Source organism: Bifidobacterium thermophilum (assembly GCF_002846655.1).
GTDB lineage: Bacteria > Actinomycetota > Actinomycetes > Actinomycetales > Bifidobacteriaceae > Bifidobacterium > Bifidobacterium thermophilum.
On sequence record NZ_PCGX01000010.1, the window covers coordinates 92,741 to 110,830 of the forward strand.

The 18,090-nt window shown below is 60.6% G+C and carries 12 protein-coding genes; 9 read left to right on the forward strand and 3 right to left on the reverse strand.

The window, feature by feature from the left end; translation table 11 throughout:
* The first annotated feature begins 72 nt into the window (after nucleotides 1-72).
* A complete protein-coding gene (locus CQR48_RS05935; RefSeq protein ID WP_101452325.1) occupies nucleotides 73-3,807 on the forward strand; it encodes a phosphoribosylformylglycinamidine synthase in 3,735 nt (1,244 codons plus the stop codon).
* A 575-nt stretch (nucleotides 3,808-4,382) separates the two neighbouring features.
* Nucleotides 4,383-5,003: a hypothetical protein gene (locus CQR48_RS05940; RefSeq protein WP_101452326.1), complete on the forward strand. Its 621-nt coding sequence runs from the start codon at nucleotides 4,383-4,385 to the stop codon at nucleotides 5,001-5,003.
* 61 nt (nucleotides 5,004-5,064) lie between these two features.
* On the opposite strand, the gene CQR48_RS05945 is transcribed toward CQR48_RS05940, so the two are convergent.
* Nucleotides 5,065-6,294 carry a hypothetical protein gene (locus tag CQR48_RS05945; protein WP_143252503.1) on the reverse strand — a complete coding sequence of 410 codons (1,230 nt, stop codon included), beginning with the start codon at nucleotides 6,292-6,294 and terminating at the stop codon, nucleotides 5,065-5,067.
* 527 nt (nucleotides 6,295-6,821) lie between these two features.
* Between CQR48_RS05945 and CQR48_RS05950 the strand changes: the two genes are divergently transcribed.
* Nucleotides 6,822-7,370: a hypothetical protein gene (locus CQR48_RS05950; RefSeq protein ID WP_101452328.1), complete on the forward strand. Its 549-nt coding sequence runs from the start codon at nucleotides 6,822-6,824 to the stop codon at nucleotides 7,368-7,370.
* Nucleotides 7,371-7,487: 117 nt separating this feature from the next.
* On the opposite strand, the gene CQR48_RS05955 is transcribed toward CQR48_RS05950, so the two are convergent.
* Nucleotides 7,488-8,090, reverse strand: coding sequence for a hypothetical protein (locus CQR48_RS05955; protein WP_101452329.1), 603 nt, complete (start codon nucleotides 8,088-8,090; stop codon nucleotides 7,488-7,490).
* A gap of 312 nt (nucleotides 8,091-8,402) precedes the next feature.
* Here CQR48_RS05955 and CQR48_RS05960 point away from each other — a divergent pair, with 312 nt between their 5' ends.
* The 3 genes from CQR48_RS05960 to CQR48_RS05970 all read left to right on the forward strand — a co-directional run bounded on the left by CQR48_RS05960 (nucleotide 8,403) and on the right by CQR48_RS05970 (nucleotide 12,374).
* Nucleotides 8,403-9,278 carry a RodZ family helix-turn-helix domain-containing protein gene (locus CQR48_RS05960; protein WP_101452330.1) on the forward strand — a complete coding sequence of 292 codons (876 nt, stop codon included), beginning with the start codon at nucleotides 8,403-8,405 and terminating at the stop codon, nucleotides 9,276-9,278.
* 224 nt (nucleotides 9,279-9,502) lie between these two features.
* Nucleotides 9,503-11,569 (forward strand): cellulase family glycosylhydrolase, encoded by a 2,067-nt coding sequence (locus tag CQR48_RS05965; protein ID WP_101452331.1) that lies wholly within the window; start codon nucleotides 9,503-9,505, stop codon nucleotides 11,567-11,569.
* 301 nt (nucleotides 11,570-11,870) lie between these two features.
* Nucleotides 11,871-12,374 (forward strand): hypothetical protein, encoded by a 504-nt coding sequence (locus CQR48_RS05970; protein ID WP_101452332.1) that lies wholly within the window; start codon nucleotides 11,871-11,873, stop codon nucleotides 12,372-12,374.
* 184 nt (nucleotides 12,375-12,558) lie between these two features.
* On the opposite strand, the gene galE is transcribed toward CQR48_RS05970, so the two are convergent.
* On the reverse strand, nucleotides 12,559-13,560 hold the full coding sequence (gene galE, locus CQR48_RS05975; protein ID WP_015450724.1) for a UDP-glucose 4-epimerase GalE: 1,002 nt from the start codon (nucleotides 13,558-13,560) through the stop codon (nucleotides 12,559-12,561).
* 391 nt (nucleotides 13,561-13,951) lie between these two features.
* On the opposite strand from galE, the gene purF reads away from it, so the two are divergent.
* The 3 genes from purF (at nucleotide 13,952) to purD (ending at nucleotide 18,007) form a co-directional block, all read left to right on the forward strand.
* Entirely contained in the window at nucleotides 13,952-15,481 is a 1,530-nt protein-coding gene (purF, locus tag CQR48_RS05980) for an amidophosphoribosyltransferase (RefSeq protein ID WP_015450726.1), read from the forward strand.
* A 184-nt stretch (nucleotides 15,482-15,665) separates the two neighbouring features.
* Nucleotides 15,666-16,700 carry a phosphoribosylformylglycinamidine cyclo-ligase gene (gene purM / locus CQR48_RS05985; RefSeq protein ID WP_015450727.1) on the forward strand — a complete coding sequence of 345 codons (1,035 nt, stop codon included), beginning with the start codon at nucleotides 15,666-15,668 and terminating at the stop codon, nucleotides 16,698-16,700.
* Nucleotides 16,701-16,732: 32 nt separating this feature from the next.
* Nucleotides 16,733-18,007 (forward strand): phosphoribosylamine--glycine ligase, encoded by a 1,275-nt coding sequence (gene purD / locus CQR48_RS05990; RefSeq protein WP_101452333.1) that lies wholly within the window; start codon nucleotides 16,733-16,735, stop codon nucleotides 18,005-18,007.
* The last annotated feature ends 83 nt before the right edge of the window (nucleotides 18,008-18,090 follow it).

An 18,090-nucleotide genomic window follows, 5' to 3' on the forward strand; every position in this document is an offset into this window, starting at 1 on the left:
GCAAGGCGAACACACCCACGCGACCACCTGCATCACCCAGACAACCGCCATACCAACAACAGAAGGAATACCGTGGTTTTTCGCGTTTATGTCGAGAAGAAGCCGGGCTTTGACGTCGAGGCCAGGCAACTGGAAAACGAGCTGAAGACGATTCTCGGGATTAAGGGGCTTACCGGTCTGCGTATCGTCAACCGGTACGACGTCGAAGGCATCAGCCGTGAGCTGTTCGATCAGGCCACCACAACCGTGTTCAGCGAACCGCAGGTGGATAACGCCAGCGAGGAGATGCCCGATTTCGGCGACAGCGCGGTGTTCGCCGTCGAGTTCCTGCCCGGGCAGTTCGATCAGCGTGCCGATTCGGCCAGCGAATGCATCCAGCTGATCAGCCAAGGCGAGCGTCCGACCGTGCGCAGCGCCAAGGTCTACGCGTTGGAGGGCAGTCTGGACGAGCAGGCCGTCGAGCAGATCAAACAGTACGTAATCAACCCGGTCGAAGCTCGCGAAGCCTCCCTCGCGCCGAAGAGCACTCTCAAGGTGCAGGTCGCCAAACCGGCGAAGGTCGAGGTGGTCGCCGGATTCGACGAGCTGGATGACGAAGGCCTCCAGCGGTTCATCGACGAGCGCGGTCTCGCGATGGATCTGGCGGATGCGAAGGTGTGCCAGGAGTATTTCCACGGCGAACACCGCGAACCGACCATCACCGAGATCAAGGTAATCGACACCTACTGGTCCGACCACTGCCGCCACACCACTTTCGGCACCCAGCTTGACGAGGTGGATATCGACGACAACGTGGTCAAGGCCGCATTCGACAAGTACATGGCCATGCGCCATGAGCTCGGGCGCGACGGCAAGCCGGTATGCCTCATGGATATGGGCACAATCGGCGCCAAGTGGCTCAAGAAGAACGGCATCCTGAAGAACCTCGACGAATCCGAGGAAATCAACGCCTGCACCGTCAAGGTGAAGGTCGATGTGAACGGCGAGGACCAGGACTGGCTGTTCCTGTTCAAGAACGAAACCCACAACCACCCGACCGAAATCGAGCCGTTCGGCGGCGCGGCCACCTGCATCGGCGGGTGCATCCGCGACCCGCTGTCGGGCCGTTCCTACGTGTATCAGGCGATGCGCGTGACCGGCGCCGGCGACCCGCGTGTCCCGGTTTCCGAAACACTCAAGGGCAAGCTCCCCCAGCGCAAGATCGTCACCACCGCGGCCGCCGGATACTCCTCGTACGGCAATCAGATCGGTCTGGCGACCGGTCAGGTCGACGAGATCTACCATCCGGGCTATGTGGCCAAGCGCATGGAAGTCGGCGCAGTCGTGGGTGCAACCCCGGCTGACCATGTCCGCCGTGAAACCCCGACCCCCGGCGACAAGATCATCCTGCTGGGCGGGCGTACCGGCCGTGACGGCATCGGCGGCGCAACCGGCGCCTCGAAGGCGCACGATGAGGAAAGCCTTGAAAAAGACGGCGCAGAAGTGCAGAAGGGCAACGCCCCCGTCGAACGCAAGCTCCAGCGTCTGTTCCGCCGCAAGGACGCCTGCCGTCTGATCAAGCGCTGCAACGATTTCGGCGCGGGCGGCGTGTCCGTGGCAACCGGCGAGATCGCCGACGGCCTGACCATCAACCTTGATCTGGTGCCCAAGAAGTACGAAGGCCTGGACGGCACCGAACTGGCGATTTCCGAATCCCAGGAACGCATGGCTGTTGACGTGGCCGCCGATGACGTGGACGAGTTCCTCGGCTATGCGCGCGAGGAAAACCTCGAAGCCACCGTTATCGCCACTGTCACCGAAGAGAAGGTCATGCGCATGACCTGGCAGGGTGACACCATCGTGAACCTGAGCCGCGCCTTCCTCGCCTCCAACGGCGCGCCGAAGCATCAGACCGTGCACGTCGAGCAGGGCGGCTCCTACACCACCCCATGGCGCGAAGGCTCGCTCAAGGACCGGATGCACGCGTTGGTCACCGATATCAACGTGGCCTCCAACAAGGGCCTGTCCGAACGCTTTGACTCCACCATCGGCGCCGCCACCGTGCTCATGCCGTTCGGAGGCAAGCGCCAGCTGACCCCGAGCATGGCCATGGTTGCCAAGCTTCCGGTGTTCGGCGAAACCACCACCGCGTCCGCGATGGCATGGGGTTTCAACCCGTACATCATGGAGAAGAACCAGTTCACCGGCGCCTACCTGTCGGTAGTCGAGTCCCTTGCCAAGCTCGTGTCCGCCGGCTTCCGCCGCGAAGACGCCTACTTGAGCTTCCAAGAGTATTTCGGCAAGCTGCGTGACGTGCCGGAACGCTGGGGCAAGCCCGCCGCGGCGGTGCTGGGCGCCCTGATGGCGCAGGTCGACCTCGGTGTCGGCGCTATCGGCGGCAAGGATTCGATGAGCGGCAGCTTCGAGGATCTCGACGTGCCACCGACGCTTATCTCCTTCGCTGTGGCCGTCGGCAACATGCATCGCGCGACCTCCCCCGAGTTCAAGAAGGCCGGTCACCGCATTGCGCGCATCGCTCCGCGCTATGCGGCCGACGGACTCACCCCCGACAAAGACGGCCTGCTTGAGGCAATGGACGTGGTCGAATCGCTCACCGAATTCCATGATGCGCTCGCCGTGTCCACCCCGGGCTATGGCGCCAGCGCCGAAGCGCTATTCAAGATGACGCTCGGCAATCGCATCGGCGTCAAGCTCGCCGACACCATCGCCGTGGACGACCTGTTCACCCCGGCCTATGGCTCGTTCCTCGTTGAGCTTGATGACAATGCGAAGCTGCCAGCGGTGTCCAACCGCGTCGAAATCGGCGTAATCGGCGAGACGACCGACGCGTACGAATTCGTCGCCGGCGGCGAGCGCCTCAATCTCGACCAGGTGCAGGAAGACTGGGAATCCGCAATGGAAAGCGTCTTCCCGTACCGCTCCAAAGGCGAGGAACGCGGCAGCGTCACCGAAACCGAGGAATTCCACGCCCCGAAGAAGACCGTATACACGGGCTCTCCCGTCGCCAAGCCGCATGTGGTGATTCCGGTGTTCCCGGGCAACAACTGCGAGTACGATTCCGCGGCGGCATTCGAGCGCGCAGGCGCCGATGTGAGCACGCTCATCGTGAACAACCTCACTCCGCAGGCCGTCGCCGAATCCACGCAGGCGCTGGTCGACGAGATCCGCCGCAGCCAGATCGTCATGATCCCTGGCGGTTTCTCTGGCGGCGACGAACCTGACGGGTCGGCGAAGTTCATCACCGCGTTCTTCCGCGCCCCAGCTGTCAGCGACGCTGTGCGTGACCTGCTGAAGAACCGCGACGGGTTGATGCTTGGCATCTGCAATGGATTCCAAGCGCTCATCAAGCTGGGCCTCGTGCCGTACGGCGACATCGTGCCGATGACCGACGCCTGCCCGACGCTGACCTTCAACACAATCGGCCGCCATCAGAGCCGTCTGGTGCGTACGCGTGTGGCTTCCGACCTGTCCCCGTGGCTGGCGGAAAGCGCGGTCGGCGATGTGCACACCATCGCGATTTCGCACGGCGAGGGCCGGTTCGTGGCTTCCGACGACGTGCTCGCCAAGCTCAAGGCCAACGGCCAAATCGCCACGCAGTATGTGGACGCCGACGGCGTGCCCGGCATGGATCTGGACGTCAACCCGAACGGCTCGATGCTCGCCATCGAAGGCATCACCAGCCCGGACGGCCGCGTGTTCGGCAAGATGGGTCATTCCGAACGGTACACGGACGGCACCTTCGTCAATGTGCCCGGCGACAAGCTCCAGCCGCTGTTCACCAGCGGTGTGAAGTATTTCACCGCCTGAGTGGTCCGGTAATCCGGACTCGCTACGACGGATTGCCTTGGGCGGATTTGCCCCGGGCGACCCGTCAGGCAATCCGCCGCAGCGAATGAATCATCAGAAAGGCCGGTCGTTTCCCCCATTGCGGGAGGCGACCGGCCTTATGGTTTCCGGTGTGCGATAGATACTCACCGCCCGCCCTAGTTGCCGCGCCTCATCCGCCATCCGGCAAGAAACTACACACAACCTTACCGACGCTCAGAGGACTCTCACCGTCGGCAACACCTTCTACCGACACTCACATCCTCCCCAGCGTCGGCAGAAGCAGAACGACAACCCTCCACCGATGCTGACAGGCCACTCAGCGGCGGTAGAAACATCTGTGGAGTGGGACGGCGGCAACAGAACAGGGCGACTATAATGGAAGCCGTTCAACCAACGGCGGTTCGTCAGGCGACGGCCGCACCCCTCCGATGACGTCAGGGAAGCGCATCGACGCAAGCAGACAGAGCATTCCCCACCGACGCATATGGTGCATCACACTATCGGCGAGAACGCTGGGACAACGCGAAGAAGCGAGCCCTGTGAAAGGAGCGGAGATGAACGGCACAGACGACTTACCTGGCGGTTCCACCGACATCGACGGCTCCACCATTGACTACGTCTCCATGATTTCGACATATGATCCGATGGAACAGACCACCCCGCTGCGTCCGATAGGTCCGGTGGGCGCCCGTGTCGTCGAACGCATCGAGCAGGAGCCAGACGAACACACGCAGGCGCGATACCGCGTGAGTATCCGCACTCTTGCCGCGCTGATGACAATCATCCTATCCATAGCCATTGGCATCCCCATATACCGCGCAGTGCAACGCAACCGTTGGCAGAACGCCGTAGCCGATGATGTCGTATCCACCATGGAGATTGTTGACGACATGCTGCTGCAGAACCACGGCAACACCGGTTTCGTCAACGGAGACATCTCCTGCCCCGATCCGAATACCTGTTTTCTGACCGCCGATAGCGGTGTCATCACCAAAGACTCGCTCAACGCGGTGACGCGCATCCCTATGCATGCCGGCGATTCCATCACCATCAGGCACAACAGCCGCGACGGCGCACCGGCATATGAATACATCGTGATTGGCGAAAACGTCCATCTGCCCGGCTCGTGCATCTACCACTCCTCATCGGGCAAGATGGTGTGCGACTGGCGGTGAGCCGAAGGAACCCAGCCGGGTCTGGCAGACAGACATGGCGATGGGCGTTGTCTGATGTACCTTATTTCTCGCTTTGCCCCACGACAATCGCGTCATTCCAAGCCCCAGCGTCATTCGTCCCGCTCGCCGAAGAGTCCTGTTGCGAGGATTTCGCATCCACGGTGCATACCACATCGAATGCGTATCCGGTAGACGGCAGGTAATGCGCTGTAGCGTGTCGATTCCCGTCACCACGATGAGCAGCAGACAAGAGGGTATCGCATTCCTGCAGCTGTTTGCCCGTCACCTTCAATACGACCGTCTTGCCGGTCGCGGTATTCGTTCCTATGAGTCTGTGGTCAGGATATGGAAGAGGGTGGGAATACGTGACGGACTCGGAAGGGACGATGGTTACCGTCGTGGGATTTGACAATTGCGGAATATCGTTGATGAGATCCTGCGCCACGCATGTACAGATTGCCATCAGCATGACTGACATTATTCCCAAGAATTCCTGCCACAAACCGCAAATTCCATGAAGCCTATCGAACACACAATCAACGATGCATACTATCAATGCGAGGGATACGAACAAGCACAGCGCACATTGCGCATAATAATGCACCAGCATCTTGTCAAACAGCGGCGCGATAAGAGCAAACAGCCCTAAGGCAACCCAGATGCAGGTCAGCACCGCAAACCAACGATATCTTCTCAATCGCATACTCAGGCGGCGGAGTTTTGCTCTCACCGTGATATATTGATCCGAATCCTCCTGCATGGCATCGGATCGACCCGGCCCTACGCCCACGGTAAACGCAGGCCCGTCAGGCGTCATCACCGGAGCGCCGAAGGCGAACACCGATATATCTCCATGTTCATCGACTCCGCCAAGGGAATTCAGCATCAGCCGGGAATCGTGACCCGCCTGCGGCTTGGTTTGCCGCCGAGAGCCGACAGGAGAGGAATCAAGATTGTCGCCCATCACCGAATCCAGCGCGGTGTAAGCGGTGTTCGTTTCAGGAATCGTCGCCGACAACTGCGCCGGCGATTCTGTCTGATGCGGGACTGCAACCCCCGGCGCCGGTGATTTCATGAACCGCTGGTCGAACTGCGACTCCAACGCAGCGGGCTGTACGGGGCGAACCGGCTGAGATACCGGTTGCGGCGAGAATACCGTCCCCGGCACCGCCGTTTGCAGCGCGGCATCGAACAAAACCCCAGTATCTTCCATCCCATTCGCGGGAGCAGCACTTCCCCGACTATCGCCGCGACCATGAGACATCAAGTATTCCGACGTTTCCTCTTGCATTGCTGACCCTCCCGCCCACATGCATGCTCTTGCACGTGGCAGCTGCTTCTCTCTTCTGTACAACCGACATCGGTTGCGCAGAAATCACCATATCAGCGATGAGTGACGACGCTACCGCGCAAGTGCGCAGCGCTCGACGTCTCAAATATTCTGCGGCGCGAACAGGCGAAGACCATCAAGACACGAGCGCGATAATCCGGCGGGACGAGGAATGCCCGTTCGTGAATCCGACCGCTCCAATCGAACCGGTTCGACACGCCCGACACGCCGTGCAACGTCAAACGTTTGACTCTTTGCTACCCGGCGTCCCACTCCTCGTTGCCCATACCATCTACCTTAGAAATTGCAGAAGGTTATGGGCGGCCTGCCTGGTTGAAGAGGGTAGGCCGCTCCGGCACCGGGCCTGGTCGGGAACCAGGAACGGCGCGGTTGGATTCATTTCATCATCATTCCCAGATATCGGTTCGTGCGAAAACGAAAGCCGCGAACCGCAATCACGAGAACATCACAACACAGGAGAGAACATCATGCATCAACCGGTCACTTTCGAAATCCCGTCCATCGGGTACACCATCGTCGACCACGGAAGCAATCCATCCGACTCGGAAAAGACACGTCCGACAGCTGTGCAAACCGCTCGCCGCATCGCCTTGAGCACCCTCGCTGCCATCACGGTCATCGCCGTAGGCTGCTTTGCCGCCACCGGCATCGACGGGTTCATGCAACGCCGCCGGTGGAAAGCGAATATCACCACCGACATGGCATCCACCGTCGCGGCAATCGACACGCTTGACTTGCAGAACCACGGCAATATCGGCTTCAAGGACAGCGATATCTCCTGCACCGATACCCGAGCCTGCTTCCTGAACGCGGACGCCGGCATCGTGACCACCGATCCGCTGAATTTCGGCCAGAAAATCCCGCTGCATTCGGGCGATATCATCACCATCAGGCATCTTACGAGCACCGGGCAGCCGACGGACGGCTACGTCGTTATCGGCGAAAGCATCCATTTCCGCGGTTCCTGCATCTACTCCTCACAGACCGGCGAGACCAGCTGCTCCTTGCGGCAGTAGCGCGGAGCAAATCACGCGATCGCAACGCTTCGCGACTCTGCACGATCCTGCGTCGCCATGTGCGGTGTTGTAGTAGCTCCGTACCCGTCGACGACACGACCGCATAACCCGCAACCGTCATGCGGTGCGTTCATGGCGCCGCACATCCGGGACGACAACTGTCTCATGGCACGCGACACACTGCTGCATCAACGGCCAGTTCACATCCCGCGCCAAGGGCGGAACATCATTGAAGGTCTGACACAACGGGCACTGCCACTCCACAGCGCCGGTCACATAATGCTCGCGCGGCGCGGCGACCGGATACCGCAAAGCGTTACGCCCCTTCTGAGCGCGCTTTTCATCATGCATCGCCGCCCAATCCACGAAAATCGCGAAGCCGATGGCGCCGCGGATGGCTCTGAGCAATTCGTCCTGTGAACATTGACCGTTGATATACGCGATTGTGTACACAACCACCATCACGATATCCAACGAATAGAGAATCGCCAGACACACCCGCTGGATTTTCATGTGATTTGCGGCGCGACGATCCCGCCGCAGCTTATTACGCAACCCGGGATTATGGTCCGGGTCATCAGGCGTCCCCGCTGCGACCGTGGTGCCTCTCGGCGGATACGGACCACCCGGAGATGTCTGAACCGCGAGCATGCTGCCGGCCGTCTGCACCCCGCCGTCATCGCCGGCATACGGAGATGCTCCTCGTCTCCACTGGTCCATCTGCCGCCTCCGTCCTAATCAGGCTGAACACCATCATCGTCATATCGTCGAATTTTCGCGCATCCACGCAATCACAACGACCGCTGAGTCGTCCGTCGTGCATGTGAACTCACGAAACCCGGCGTACATATCTTTGTCCGTCTCCCCCTATGCTAACGCGACCCACGAGGAAATTCGCGTCACCGGTTGAACAAAATTGGTAACGTTATCATCGCGTGCATGTCAAGCATTTCGGTGCGGTATGATACGAAAAGAGACGCTTCATATGCCACCGATGGCATAGAGGCAACACCATAGGAAGAAGGACGCGGCATGGCCGACGATATCGTCATCGACTTCGACATAGCCCAGATCAACGGCATGGCCGCCCGCAATTGCATCAGAGACTACATCGCAGCCAATGACTGGCAGTTCAACGGGGATGACGAAGAGTCGCTGCAAAGCAATATCAACAGCGCCTCGCGAGCAATGGTCAACCTTGCACTCGACAGGCATTATCGCAGCTTTGGAGAGATGAAGGACGATGAATTCGTAGGCATTTTGCGGCAATACGCCCACCCGGTCATCCATGACGATGATGAGGACGAGGCGCCGCAGGCCTCGGCGGATGCGTCGGTGAATACATTGAAAGACGTGCCTGTGCACGCACAACCGTCCGATTCGCAACAACCGTCAGCCACGCAAGACGCTCCCGCCATGGATCACGCGCCCGAACACACGCAATCCCCATCCCCGACATTCCCCACCACACATGAGAGCACACCAGAAATGACATCACTGCAACCAAGCCGGGCACGGCACCGGGCAACCTCATCCACGCCTGCATCATCCCCACGCGTCGCGCACAGCGGCACCTCTACCCCTGCTGCCCATAGCGCACCGGTGACAACACCCGTGGACGCTCCGGGGCAGCTCACCGGGTCCTTCCCCAAGGCTGAACTCAATGCCGAGCCGGTCAGCCACGGCATTGTGGACAGGTACATCTACAGCATCCAATGGTCTTCGGAACACCACACCTACGTGGGCACCGTACTGGAATTGCCGGGGCTAAGCTGGGTCGCTTCAACTCCCCTGCAAGCCCTGCAAGGCATCATCGACGCCTCCGAACGCTGGGTGAACAACATGTACAAACGCGGCGAGCAGCCTCCAACACCTTACGGCGAGCGTGTCTACAACGCCACCTCCTGATCGGCAGGTTGCCTGGCCGTTTGGCCAACATTGCGCCCAATCGGTCTGGCTGCCCAGCCGATTGGGCGCCTGAACGGCTAGTCACTTGGCCGCTTGACTACTTGCCTACTTGCCTACTTGCCTACTTGACTGCCTGGCTGCCCGGCGGCTGTTATCGTCACGCATCCCACCACCGCCGACGGGGCAGCAGCAGCGAGCATCCCCTCACCGACGAAGGAGCCACCATGGACGCAGACGATACCGAACAACAGACAACGCATCAGGGTGCTTCTGGGGATTCGGCAAGTGACGCCTGCGACATCGCGCCCGCCCCGCGGACCGCTGACATCCACGATGATGCGCCGACCGTCGACTTCACGGTAAGCCAGACGCGGCAACTTCCGCCAGCCGACGGGTCTGTGGCGCAGGTCGGCGGGCAATCGGTCAGTGGACAGTCAGATAGCATTTCGCTAGGCAGCAGCACGTCAACCGGCAACCAGCTTGATCGTTCCGACGCGGCCCGTGACCCATCGGCGGCAAGCCAAGATGTCGGGCGTCCGGAACACACGACAGACACAGCCACGACAGACGACACAACCACGCAGGACACGTCGCATAGGGCACGCGGTTCCAAACACCGCGGGACGCCTGGCAAACCCAGCAACAGCAAGCTCGCACGACGACTGATTGCAGTCGTGGCGGCCATCGTCATCTTCCTCGCCGGAGCGGGAACGGCAATCGCCATCACCACCTACCGGCAACGGCAAGATACCGCTCGGCAAACAGCCCACGCCTCGAACGGCACAACCGCGGGGGCACCGGCGAAATCCTCCAGAACGGCAAGCGCAGCAGACTATATCAAGGCGATGCAATCCTTCACAGCAGATGCCGGCGCGGACAAACTTGCCTATCAAGTCACCGGGAAAACCACCAATCTGGCAGCAAGCGACACCCCATATGGCAAACATGGCAAGCTATCGGTAGGCACAACAGACGGGTTGAGCGCGCCCACAATCCTCGATGAGCACGGCATGCCCTTCCAACTGCGGGGCGCAAGCACCCACGGCCTGCAATGGTTCGGACAGTACGTGAACAAGGCAGCGTTCCAGTCGTTGCGCGACGAATGGGGTCTGAATATGGTCCGTCTGGCCGTGTATCCGCGGGAAGGCGGGTATCTGCAAGGCTTGCAGGCCCAGATGGACAAGACAATCGAGCAGGGCGTCCAGGCAGCGACCGATCTGGGCATGTACGTTATCATCGACTGGCATGTACTGAACTACAACCCCAACGGCGACGTGGCCCAAGCCGAATCGTTCTTCAAGAGCTACGCGGCGAAATACAAGTCTTACGGCAACGTAATCTTCGAAGTATGCAACGAGCCCACCGGCACGCCGTGGTACGACGGCTCAGGCAATGACATCTACAGCTACTGCACGCGCATGGCCAAAGCCATCCGGGACGCCGGCAGCGATGCGATCATCCTGTGCGGGACCAATACGTGGTCGCAGGATATCGACGCAGTCGCAGGCAAGCCGCTCTCCGCGGACGGGTTCGACAACATCATGTATGTGCTGCATTTCTATGCCGCCACGCACAAAGACGATCTGCGGGCGAAGCTTCAGATCGCGCTCAATGCGGGCACGCCGGTGTTCGTCAGCGAATTCGGGCTCTGCGACGCTTCAGGCAACGGCGGAATCGACCAGGACAGCGCCAACGCATGGATGACCCTGCTCGCCCACAACAACATCAGCTATGCGGCATGGGCGCTGTCAAACAAGGCGGAGACCGCCGCATTCTTCAAGCCGTCCGTCACCGCGACTTCCGGGTGGACAGGTGACGACCTGACGCCGAGCGCAATCTGGCTGGTCAACACCAGCCGCAAACTCACCGATTTTGTCGACCATGCGGCATCGGGAACATCTTCCGGCTCGTCGAAAGCCTCCTCGGGTGCCGGAGCTGGCAACGGGAAGAAGTCATCCGCTTCCGCTTCATCATCCCCGTCCGTGGCGTCAGGGGGTCTCAAAGCCACAGCTGCGATACGCAACCAATGGAATTCCGGGGCGACGTACGCCATCACCGTGAGCAATGCGTCCGGCAGCAAGCATGAGGGCGCTTGGCAAGTCACCTTCGACCTCGACGCCGAAATCGCCGACATCTGGGGCGGCACCATCGTCAGTCATGAAGGCGCACACTATGTGGTCGCGCCCACGGATTGGAATACGGCGATCGAAGCGGGTGCCAGTGCGGAAATCGGGTTCAACGCCTCCAGCACCGGGCAAGCCTCGCAACCGCAGCATCTCAGCGTGCAGTGACGGCCATCGGGCCGCTGCACTGCAGCGGTGCTGGGACGGGTACGGGAATACGGTGCATCCATCGGCGAGGCTGCCACAAGGAGATGACTCATCTGCGGCTTTCCGCGATGTCCTTGGATTCCGACTGAGCAATCTTCAATACGCACATCCGCTCGACGGCACCTCGCAATAGTATGGAAACGACATTCGTGGAAATCGAATCCACCGAATGGGTCGTGGCTCAGCGCAAGGACGAGGTGCAAGGGTGCAGATCACATTCGTGCCCCGACCGCGGCCACAACAGACAAGTCAAGGAGCACTCATGACCGATTACCAGCCACAGCCGACGCAACCGGCGCAACCTCAAGCACCGCAATACCCCAATGCCCAGCAGCAGTCGGACGCCCTGCAGTACACCCAGCAGTATGCACCGCAGTACACTGCGCAGGCTGACGCCCCACAGTACAACGCCCCGCAATACGACCAACAGTACAACGCGCCACAGTACCCCAACGGCACGCCGTACCCGCCGGCACCGCAATACCCCACGCAAGCCCAGGCTCCGATGCCCGCCGCCGGCCAGCCGTACGGCGTGACCAGCCTCGGCGGATGGATCGGCACGGTTATCCTGTCCGCGATCCCCTTGGTCGGTTTCATTCTGCTGATTTGCTGGGCGGCCGGCATGGGCGGCGCAGAGCATCAGGACCGTCGCAACTGGGCGCTCGCACAAATCATCGTCCAGGTCGTGGCGATTGTCCTCGTCATCATCATCTCCGCGGCGTCGGGCTTCTCGTTGATGGAAATGTTTGATCAGTCTCAATACTGATCCGGCCAAGTCAACCTGATTGAGGAAGCTCGCGAATCACGGACACCAACGCATGAGGGGCGCCACACTGAATCGTGTGGCGCCCCTCATGCGTATCAATCAGATGGCCGGGCGGCTTGCGTTTAAGACGCGCGGCATGTCAAGACCGGCCTAAGCGTTTGCCGGTTGCATGCCGGCCTCCGCATTACTTACGGTCGCCATAGCCTTCCGGATGGCTCGAATGCCAAGCCCATGCGGAGGCGATGATCTTGTCGATGTTATCGAACTGCGGCTTCCAGCCGAGCACGTTGCGGGCCTTGTCGGAGGCAGCGATCAGCGTATCCGGGTCGCCGGGGCGACGCGGGGCCATCTCAGCGGGGATCTCCTTGCCGGTCACCCGGCGGGCGGCCTCGAGGATCTGCAGGTTCGAGAAGCCGGTGGACGAACCGAGGTTGAACGCCGTGGATTCGTTGCCTTCCCGCAGGTACTTGACCGCGAGGATGTGCGCGTCCGCAAGATCGTACGGATGCACGTAATCACGCACGTTGGTACCGTCAGGCGTGTTGTAATCATTGCCGAAGATCTTGAGCACGTCACGCTTGCCCTGAGCCACCTGCAGCACGATTGGCAGCAGATGCGTCTCCGGGTTGTGGTCCTCGCCGATCGAGCCGTCCGGCTTGGCGCCGGCGACGTTGAAGTAACGCAGCGCGACGAACTTGATACCGTATGCGAGGTCGGACCAGTGCATGATCTTCTCCATCATGAGCTTGCTCTCGCCATACGGGTTGATCGGCTTCTGCGGGTCGGTCTCGCGGATCGGCATCTTCTCAGGAATGCCATAGGTGGCTGCGGTCGAGGAGAAGACGATGTTCTTCACACCCACTTCGTTCATCACCTCAAGCAGCTTGACCATGCCTGCGGTGTTGTTGTCGAAATACTTGAGTGGCTTCTTCATCGACTCCGCCACCAGAGAGTACGCGGCAAAATGGATGACCGCGTCGACATCCGGATTTTCCTTGAACACGGTACGCATGAAATCCTGATCGGCGATGTCGCCCTGATAGAACTTCGCCGCCGGATTGACGGCTGCACGATGGCCAGTGACCAGGCTGTCAACGACCACAACCTTCTCATCCGTGGTGTTGACCAGACGATCGACCATATGAGAGCCGATATAGCCGGCTCCGCCGAGGACCAATACTGCCATAGTTGCTCCTTGTACATCATTTTCGCAACCCGCGTATGCGGGAAACCAACCACCAGTGTACGCCGTAAGCCCTACTCCGGGGCGGCGCACACGGCCGATGTTGCAATCCGGGCGGTATCGCACACGGGCGATGTCAACATCCCGGCGCTGTGCGACACGCGAGTCGCACAGCGGGCCGATAGGTAGCGGCGACGGCGGTGTCATGGGCACATCCCCGCCACCGTGCGACTGTTCCGTCGCATGGCAGGCAGATACCAGCCATCTCCCGCAGCGAGCCGCCTCAACCCCGCCGCTGAATACGCGACGAACCTGACGCCGCGATGTAGCCGGCGGTTGATATGTTGGTTACTAGCGAATCCCCCGTTTCCACGGTTTTGGAAGGAGCTTTGGCTTGTCAGCTGAACTCGAAGACATCCACGAAGAGTGCGGTATTTTCGGTGTCTGGGGCCACCCGGATGCCGCCCGTCTCACCTATTTTGGTCTGCACGCGTTGCAGCACCGCGGCCAGGAAGGCGCCGGCATCGTCTCGAACGATAACGGCCATCTCATCGGGCATCGCGGGCTCGGCCTGCTCACCCAGGTGTTCTCCGACGAGCACGAAATCGAACGGCTCAAAGGAGACAAGGCCATCGGCCACGTGCGTTACGCGACATCCGGCTCCGGATCGGTGGACAACATCCAGCCGTTCCTGTTCCGCTTCCATGATGGCGACGTCGCACTCGGCCACAACGGCAACCTCACCAATTGCGTGAGCCTGCGCCGCAAACTGGAGGACGAAGGCGCAATCTTCCACTCCAATTCCGACACTGAGGTGCTGATGCACCTCATCCGCCGTTCGAACGCCCCCACGTTCATGGACAAGCTCAAGGAAGCGCTCAACAAGGTGCACGGTGGTTTCGCCTACCTGCTCATGACCGAGCACGCGATGATCGGCGCGCTCGACCCGAACGGCTTCCGTCCGCTGTCACTGGGACGCATGAAGAACGGCGCGTATGTGTTGGCGTCCGAAACCTGCGCGCTGGATATTGTCGGTGCGGAGTTCGTGCGCGACATCGGTCCGGGTGAAATCATCGTTGTGGACGATGATGGCTATCACATGGACCGCTACACGACCAACACGCAGCTGGCCATCTGCTCCATGGAGTACATCTACTTCGCGCGCCCGGATTCCAACATTTACGGAGTCAATGTACATTCTGCCCGCAAGCGTATGGGCGCGATCCTCGCCAAGGAATCCCCCGCCCCCGCCGACATGGTCATCGCCGTGCCGAACTCCTCGCTGTCCGCGGCATCTGGCTTCTCCGAAACCAGCGGCCTGCCCAACGAGATGGGCCTGATCAAGAACCAGTACGTAGCGCGAACCTTCATCCAGCCTACGCAGGAACTGCGCGAACAAGGCGTTCGCATGAAGCTGTCCGCTGTACGCGGCGTCGTCAAGGGCAAGAGCGTCGCAGTAATCGACGATTCCATCGTCCGTGGCACCACGTCACGTCGCATCGTGCAGCTGCTGCGCGAAGCCGGCGCCCGCGAAGTGCATATGCGCATCTCCTCACCACCGCTGAAATACCCGTGCTTCTACGGCATCGACATCCAGACGACCAAGGAGCTGATTGCCGCGAAGAAATCCGTCGAGGAAATCCGAGAGTATATCGGCGCCGATTCGTTGGCATTCCTGTCGTTGGATGGTCTGGTTGAGGCCATCGGCCTGCATGCGGACGCCCCGTATGGCGGGTTGTGTGTCGCCTACTTCAACGGCGACTATCCGACCGCACTCGACGATTACGAGGAGTCGTTCCTCAAGTCGCTGACCCCAGAGGACCGTGTGAGAATCGCCAAGTTCGCGCACGACAAGAGCCACTATCAGGGCAACGAGTTCAGCGCGGATATCGACACGCTCCAAGCGCAAGTAGCGAAAGCCTGACATGATGCCGCTGCAATCTTTCGCAGATGCAGCGGCATACTCATGCCCGCGCCGAATGCACCACCCGCCCACACGCGGCGTGCAGTCCCAACCCAATAAAGCTTATAAAACCTATAAAGTCAATAAAGCCAATACCTCACAAAACAATCGATACGAATACAAGCAAATCTAAGAAAGGTAAGTCATGCCAGAAGCGTATGAGAAGGCAGGAGTCAGTGTCGAAGCCGGCTACGAGGTAGTCAAGCGCATCAAATCGCACGTGGCCCGCACGAACCGTCCCGGCGTGGTCGGCGGCATCGGCGGCTTCGGCGGCCTGTTTGATCTCGCCTCCCTCGGCTACCGCGAACCGGTGCTGATTTCCGGCACCGACGGCGTGGGCACCAAGCTCATGGTCGCCAAGATGGCGAACAAGCACGATAAGATCGGCATCGACTGCGTGGCCATGTGTGTCAACGACATTGCAGCCCAAGGCGCTGAACCGCTGTTCTTCCTCGACTACATCGCGTGTGGCAAGAACAATCCGGCGCTGCTCGAACAGGTCGTCTCCGGCGTGGCCGACGGCTGCGTGCAGTCCGAATGCGCCCTCATCGGCGGCGAAACCGCCGAAATGCCCGGCATGTATGACCCGGACGAGTATGATCTTGCCGGTTTCGCCGTCGGTGTCGCAGAAAAGTCCGATATCGTCGACGGATCGACCATCACCGAAGGCGACACGCTGATTGGTTTGCCGTCCACCGGCGTGCACTCGAACGGGTTCTCGCTCGTGCGCAAGGCACTGTTCGAGCAGGCCGGCTACACGGTGGACACCAAGCTTGACGAGCTGGGCGGCAAGACCGTGGGCGAAGTGCTGCTCACCCCGACCAAGATCTACGTCAAGGCGCTCAAGCCGCTGTTCGCCGAGCATCTCATCAAGGGCGTCGCCCACATCACCGGCGGCGGGTTCATCGAGAACATCCCGCGCATGATCCCCGACGGCCTCGCGGCGAGCATCAATCTGGATTCCTTCCCGGTCCCGCCGATCTTCGGCGTCATCGAACGTGCGGGCGACGTGGATCATATGGAGATGTTCAACATCTTCAACATGGGCATCGGCATGGTGCTCGCCGTGGACTCCTCCAAGGCGCAGGCCACGCTCGACCTGCTCAAGGCCAACGGCGAGACGGCGTATGAGATCGGCTCCATCGTCGCCAAGACCGGCAACGACGTCGAACTTCACTGAAAACCAGCGTCAGAACGAAAGGAACGCGCAAGATGGGAATGAAGGTTCTGGTCATCGGTTCAGGCGCACGCGAACATGCAATCGCGCACGCGCTGCTGAGCGGGAACAGCGTGAGCGAAGTGACCGTCGCCCCGGGAAATCCGGGCATGCGGCTCGACGGCATCAACACCACGCAGCTTGACCCGTCCAATCACGCCGCCCTCATCGACTTCGTCAAGGACAATCAGGTCGATTGGGTGTTCGTCGGCCCTGAAGTGCCGCTGATCCAAGGCATTGTCGACGATTTCGAAGCGAACGGTATCAAGGCGTTCGGTCCAAACAAGGCGGCCGCCCAAATCGAAGGATCCAAGGATTTCGCCAAGCAGCTCATGGAGCGTCACGGCATCCCGACCGCGAAATACCGCACCTTTGACGAGCTCACCACAGCCGAGGCATATGTGCGCGACCACGGCGCCCCGATCGTGGTCAAGGCCGACGGGCTCGCCGCAGGCAAGGGCGTGACGGTCGCTATGGATCTGGACACCGCTCTCAAAGCGCTCGAGGATATTTTCGTGGACCACCGCTTCGGTGCCGCCGGCGCAAAGGTCGTTATCGAGGATTACCTCGAAGGCCAAGAGTTCTCGCTGATGAGCTTCGTGAACGGAACCGAGTTCTGGCCGATGCCGATTTCACAGGACCACAAGCGCGCCTTCGACGGCGACAAAGGGCCGAACACGGGCGGCATGGGCGCGTACAGCCCGGTGCCGCAAATCAGCCAGGACGTGGTTGACACGGCGATCGAGACGATTGTGCGCCCAACCGTGCAGGCGATGGCCGATGAGGGTACGCCGTTCACCGGTATTCTGTACGCCGGCCTGATCGCCACCGCGGATGGCCCGAAAGTCATCGAGTTCAACGCCCGCTTCGGCGACCCGGAGACGGAAGTCGTGCTTCCCCGCCTGACCTCCGACTTCGGCGAAGGCATCAATGCGATCCTCAACAACGAGACCCCGACCTTCACGTGGGAGGATGATAACAAGACGACGCTCGGCGTGGTGCTCGCCTCGAACGGCTACCCGACCAACGTGGTCAAGGGCGCCGCAATTCCGGAGATTCCGGTCGACGAATCCAGCCACGTGTATTACGCGGGCGTCACCACGGACGCCGACGGCAAGCTAGTCGCCAATTCCGGGCGCGTGCTGCTGCTGGAGACCACCGCAGACGATATCCGCTCCGCGCAGGACAAGATCTACAGCGTGCTCGACAAGCTCGACACGACCGGCATGTTCTACCGCCACGATATCGGCGCCAAGGCCCTGAACGCGTGAACAGCTGAACGCGCAATCTGTCAAGCGGACCATGGCGAAGGCCCTCGCACCGGAATGTTCCGGTGCGAGGGCCTTCATCGTAG

Bases quoted from the DNA above. Each gene is read 5' to 3' on its own strand.
- CQR48_RS05970 (WP_101452332.1), top strand. From the start codon at position 11,871: ATGACCGATTACCAGCCACAGCCGACGCAACCGGCGCAACCTCAAGCA.
- CQR48_RS05950 (WP_101452328.1), top strand. From the start codon at position 6,822: ATGCATCAACCGGTCACTTTCGAAATCCCGTCCATCGGGTACACCATC.
- CQR48_RS05945 (WP_143252503.1), bottom strand. From the start codon at position 6,294: ATGCAAGAGGAAACGTCGGAATACTTGATGTCTCATGGTCGCGGCGAT.
- CQR48_RS05940 (WP_101452326.1), top strand. From the start codon at position 4,383: ATGAACGGCACAGACGACTTACCTGGCGGTTCCACCGACATCGACGGC.
- CQR48_RS05965 (WP_101452331.1), top strand. From the start codon at position 9,503: ATGGACGCAGACGATACCGAACAACAGACAACGCATCAGGGTGCTTCT.
- CQR48_RS05960 (WP_101452330.1), top strand. From the start codon at position 8,403: ATGGCCGACGATATCGTCATCGACTTCGACATAGCCCAGATCAACGGC.
- purM (WP_015450727.1), top strand. From the start codon at position 15,666: ATGCCAGAAGCGTATGAGAAGGCAGGAGTCAGTGTCGAAGCCGGCTAC.
- purD (WP_101452333.1), top strand. From the start codon at position 16,733: ATGGGAATGAAGGTTCTGGTCATCGGTTCAGGCGCACGCGAACATGCA.
- galE (WP_015450724.1), bottom strand. From the start codon at position 13,560: ATGGCAGTATTGGTCCTCGGCGGAGCCGGCTATATCGGCTCTCATATG.
- CQR48_RS05955 (WP_101452329.1), bottom strand. From the start codon at position 8,090: ATGGACCAGTGGAGACGAGGAGCATCTCCGTATGCCGGCGATGACGGC.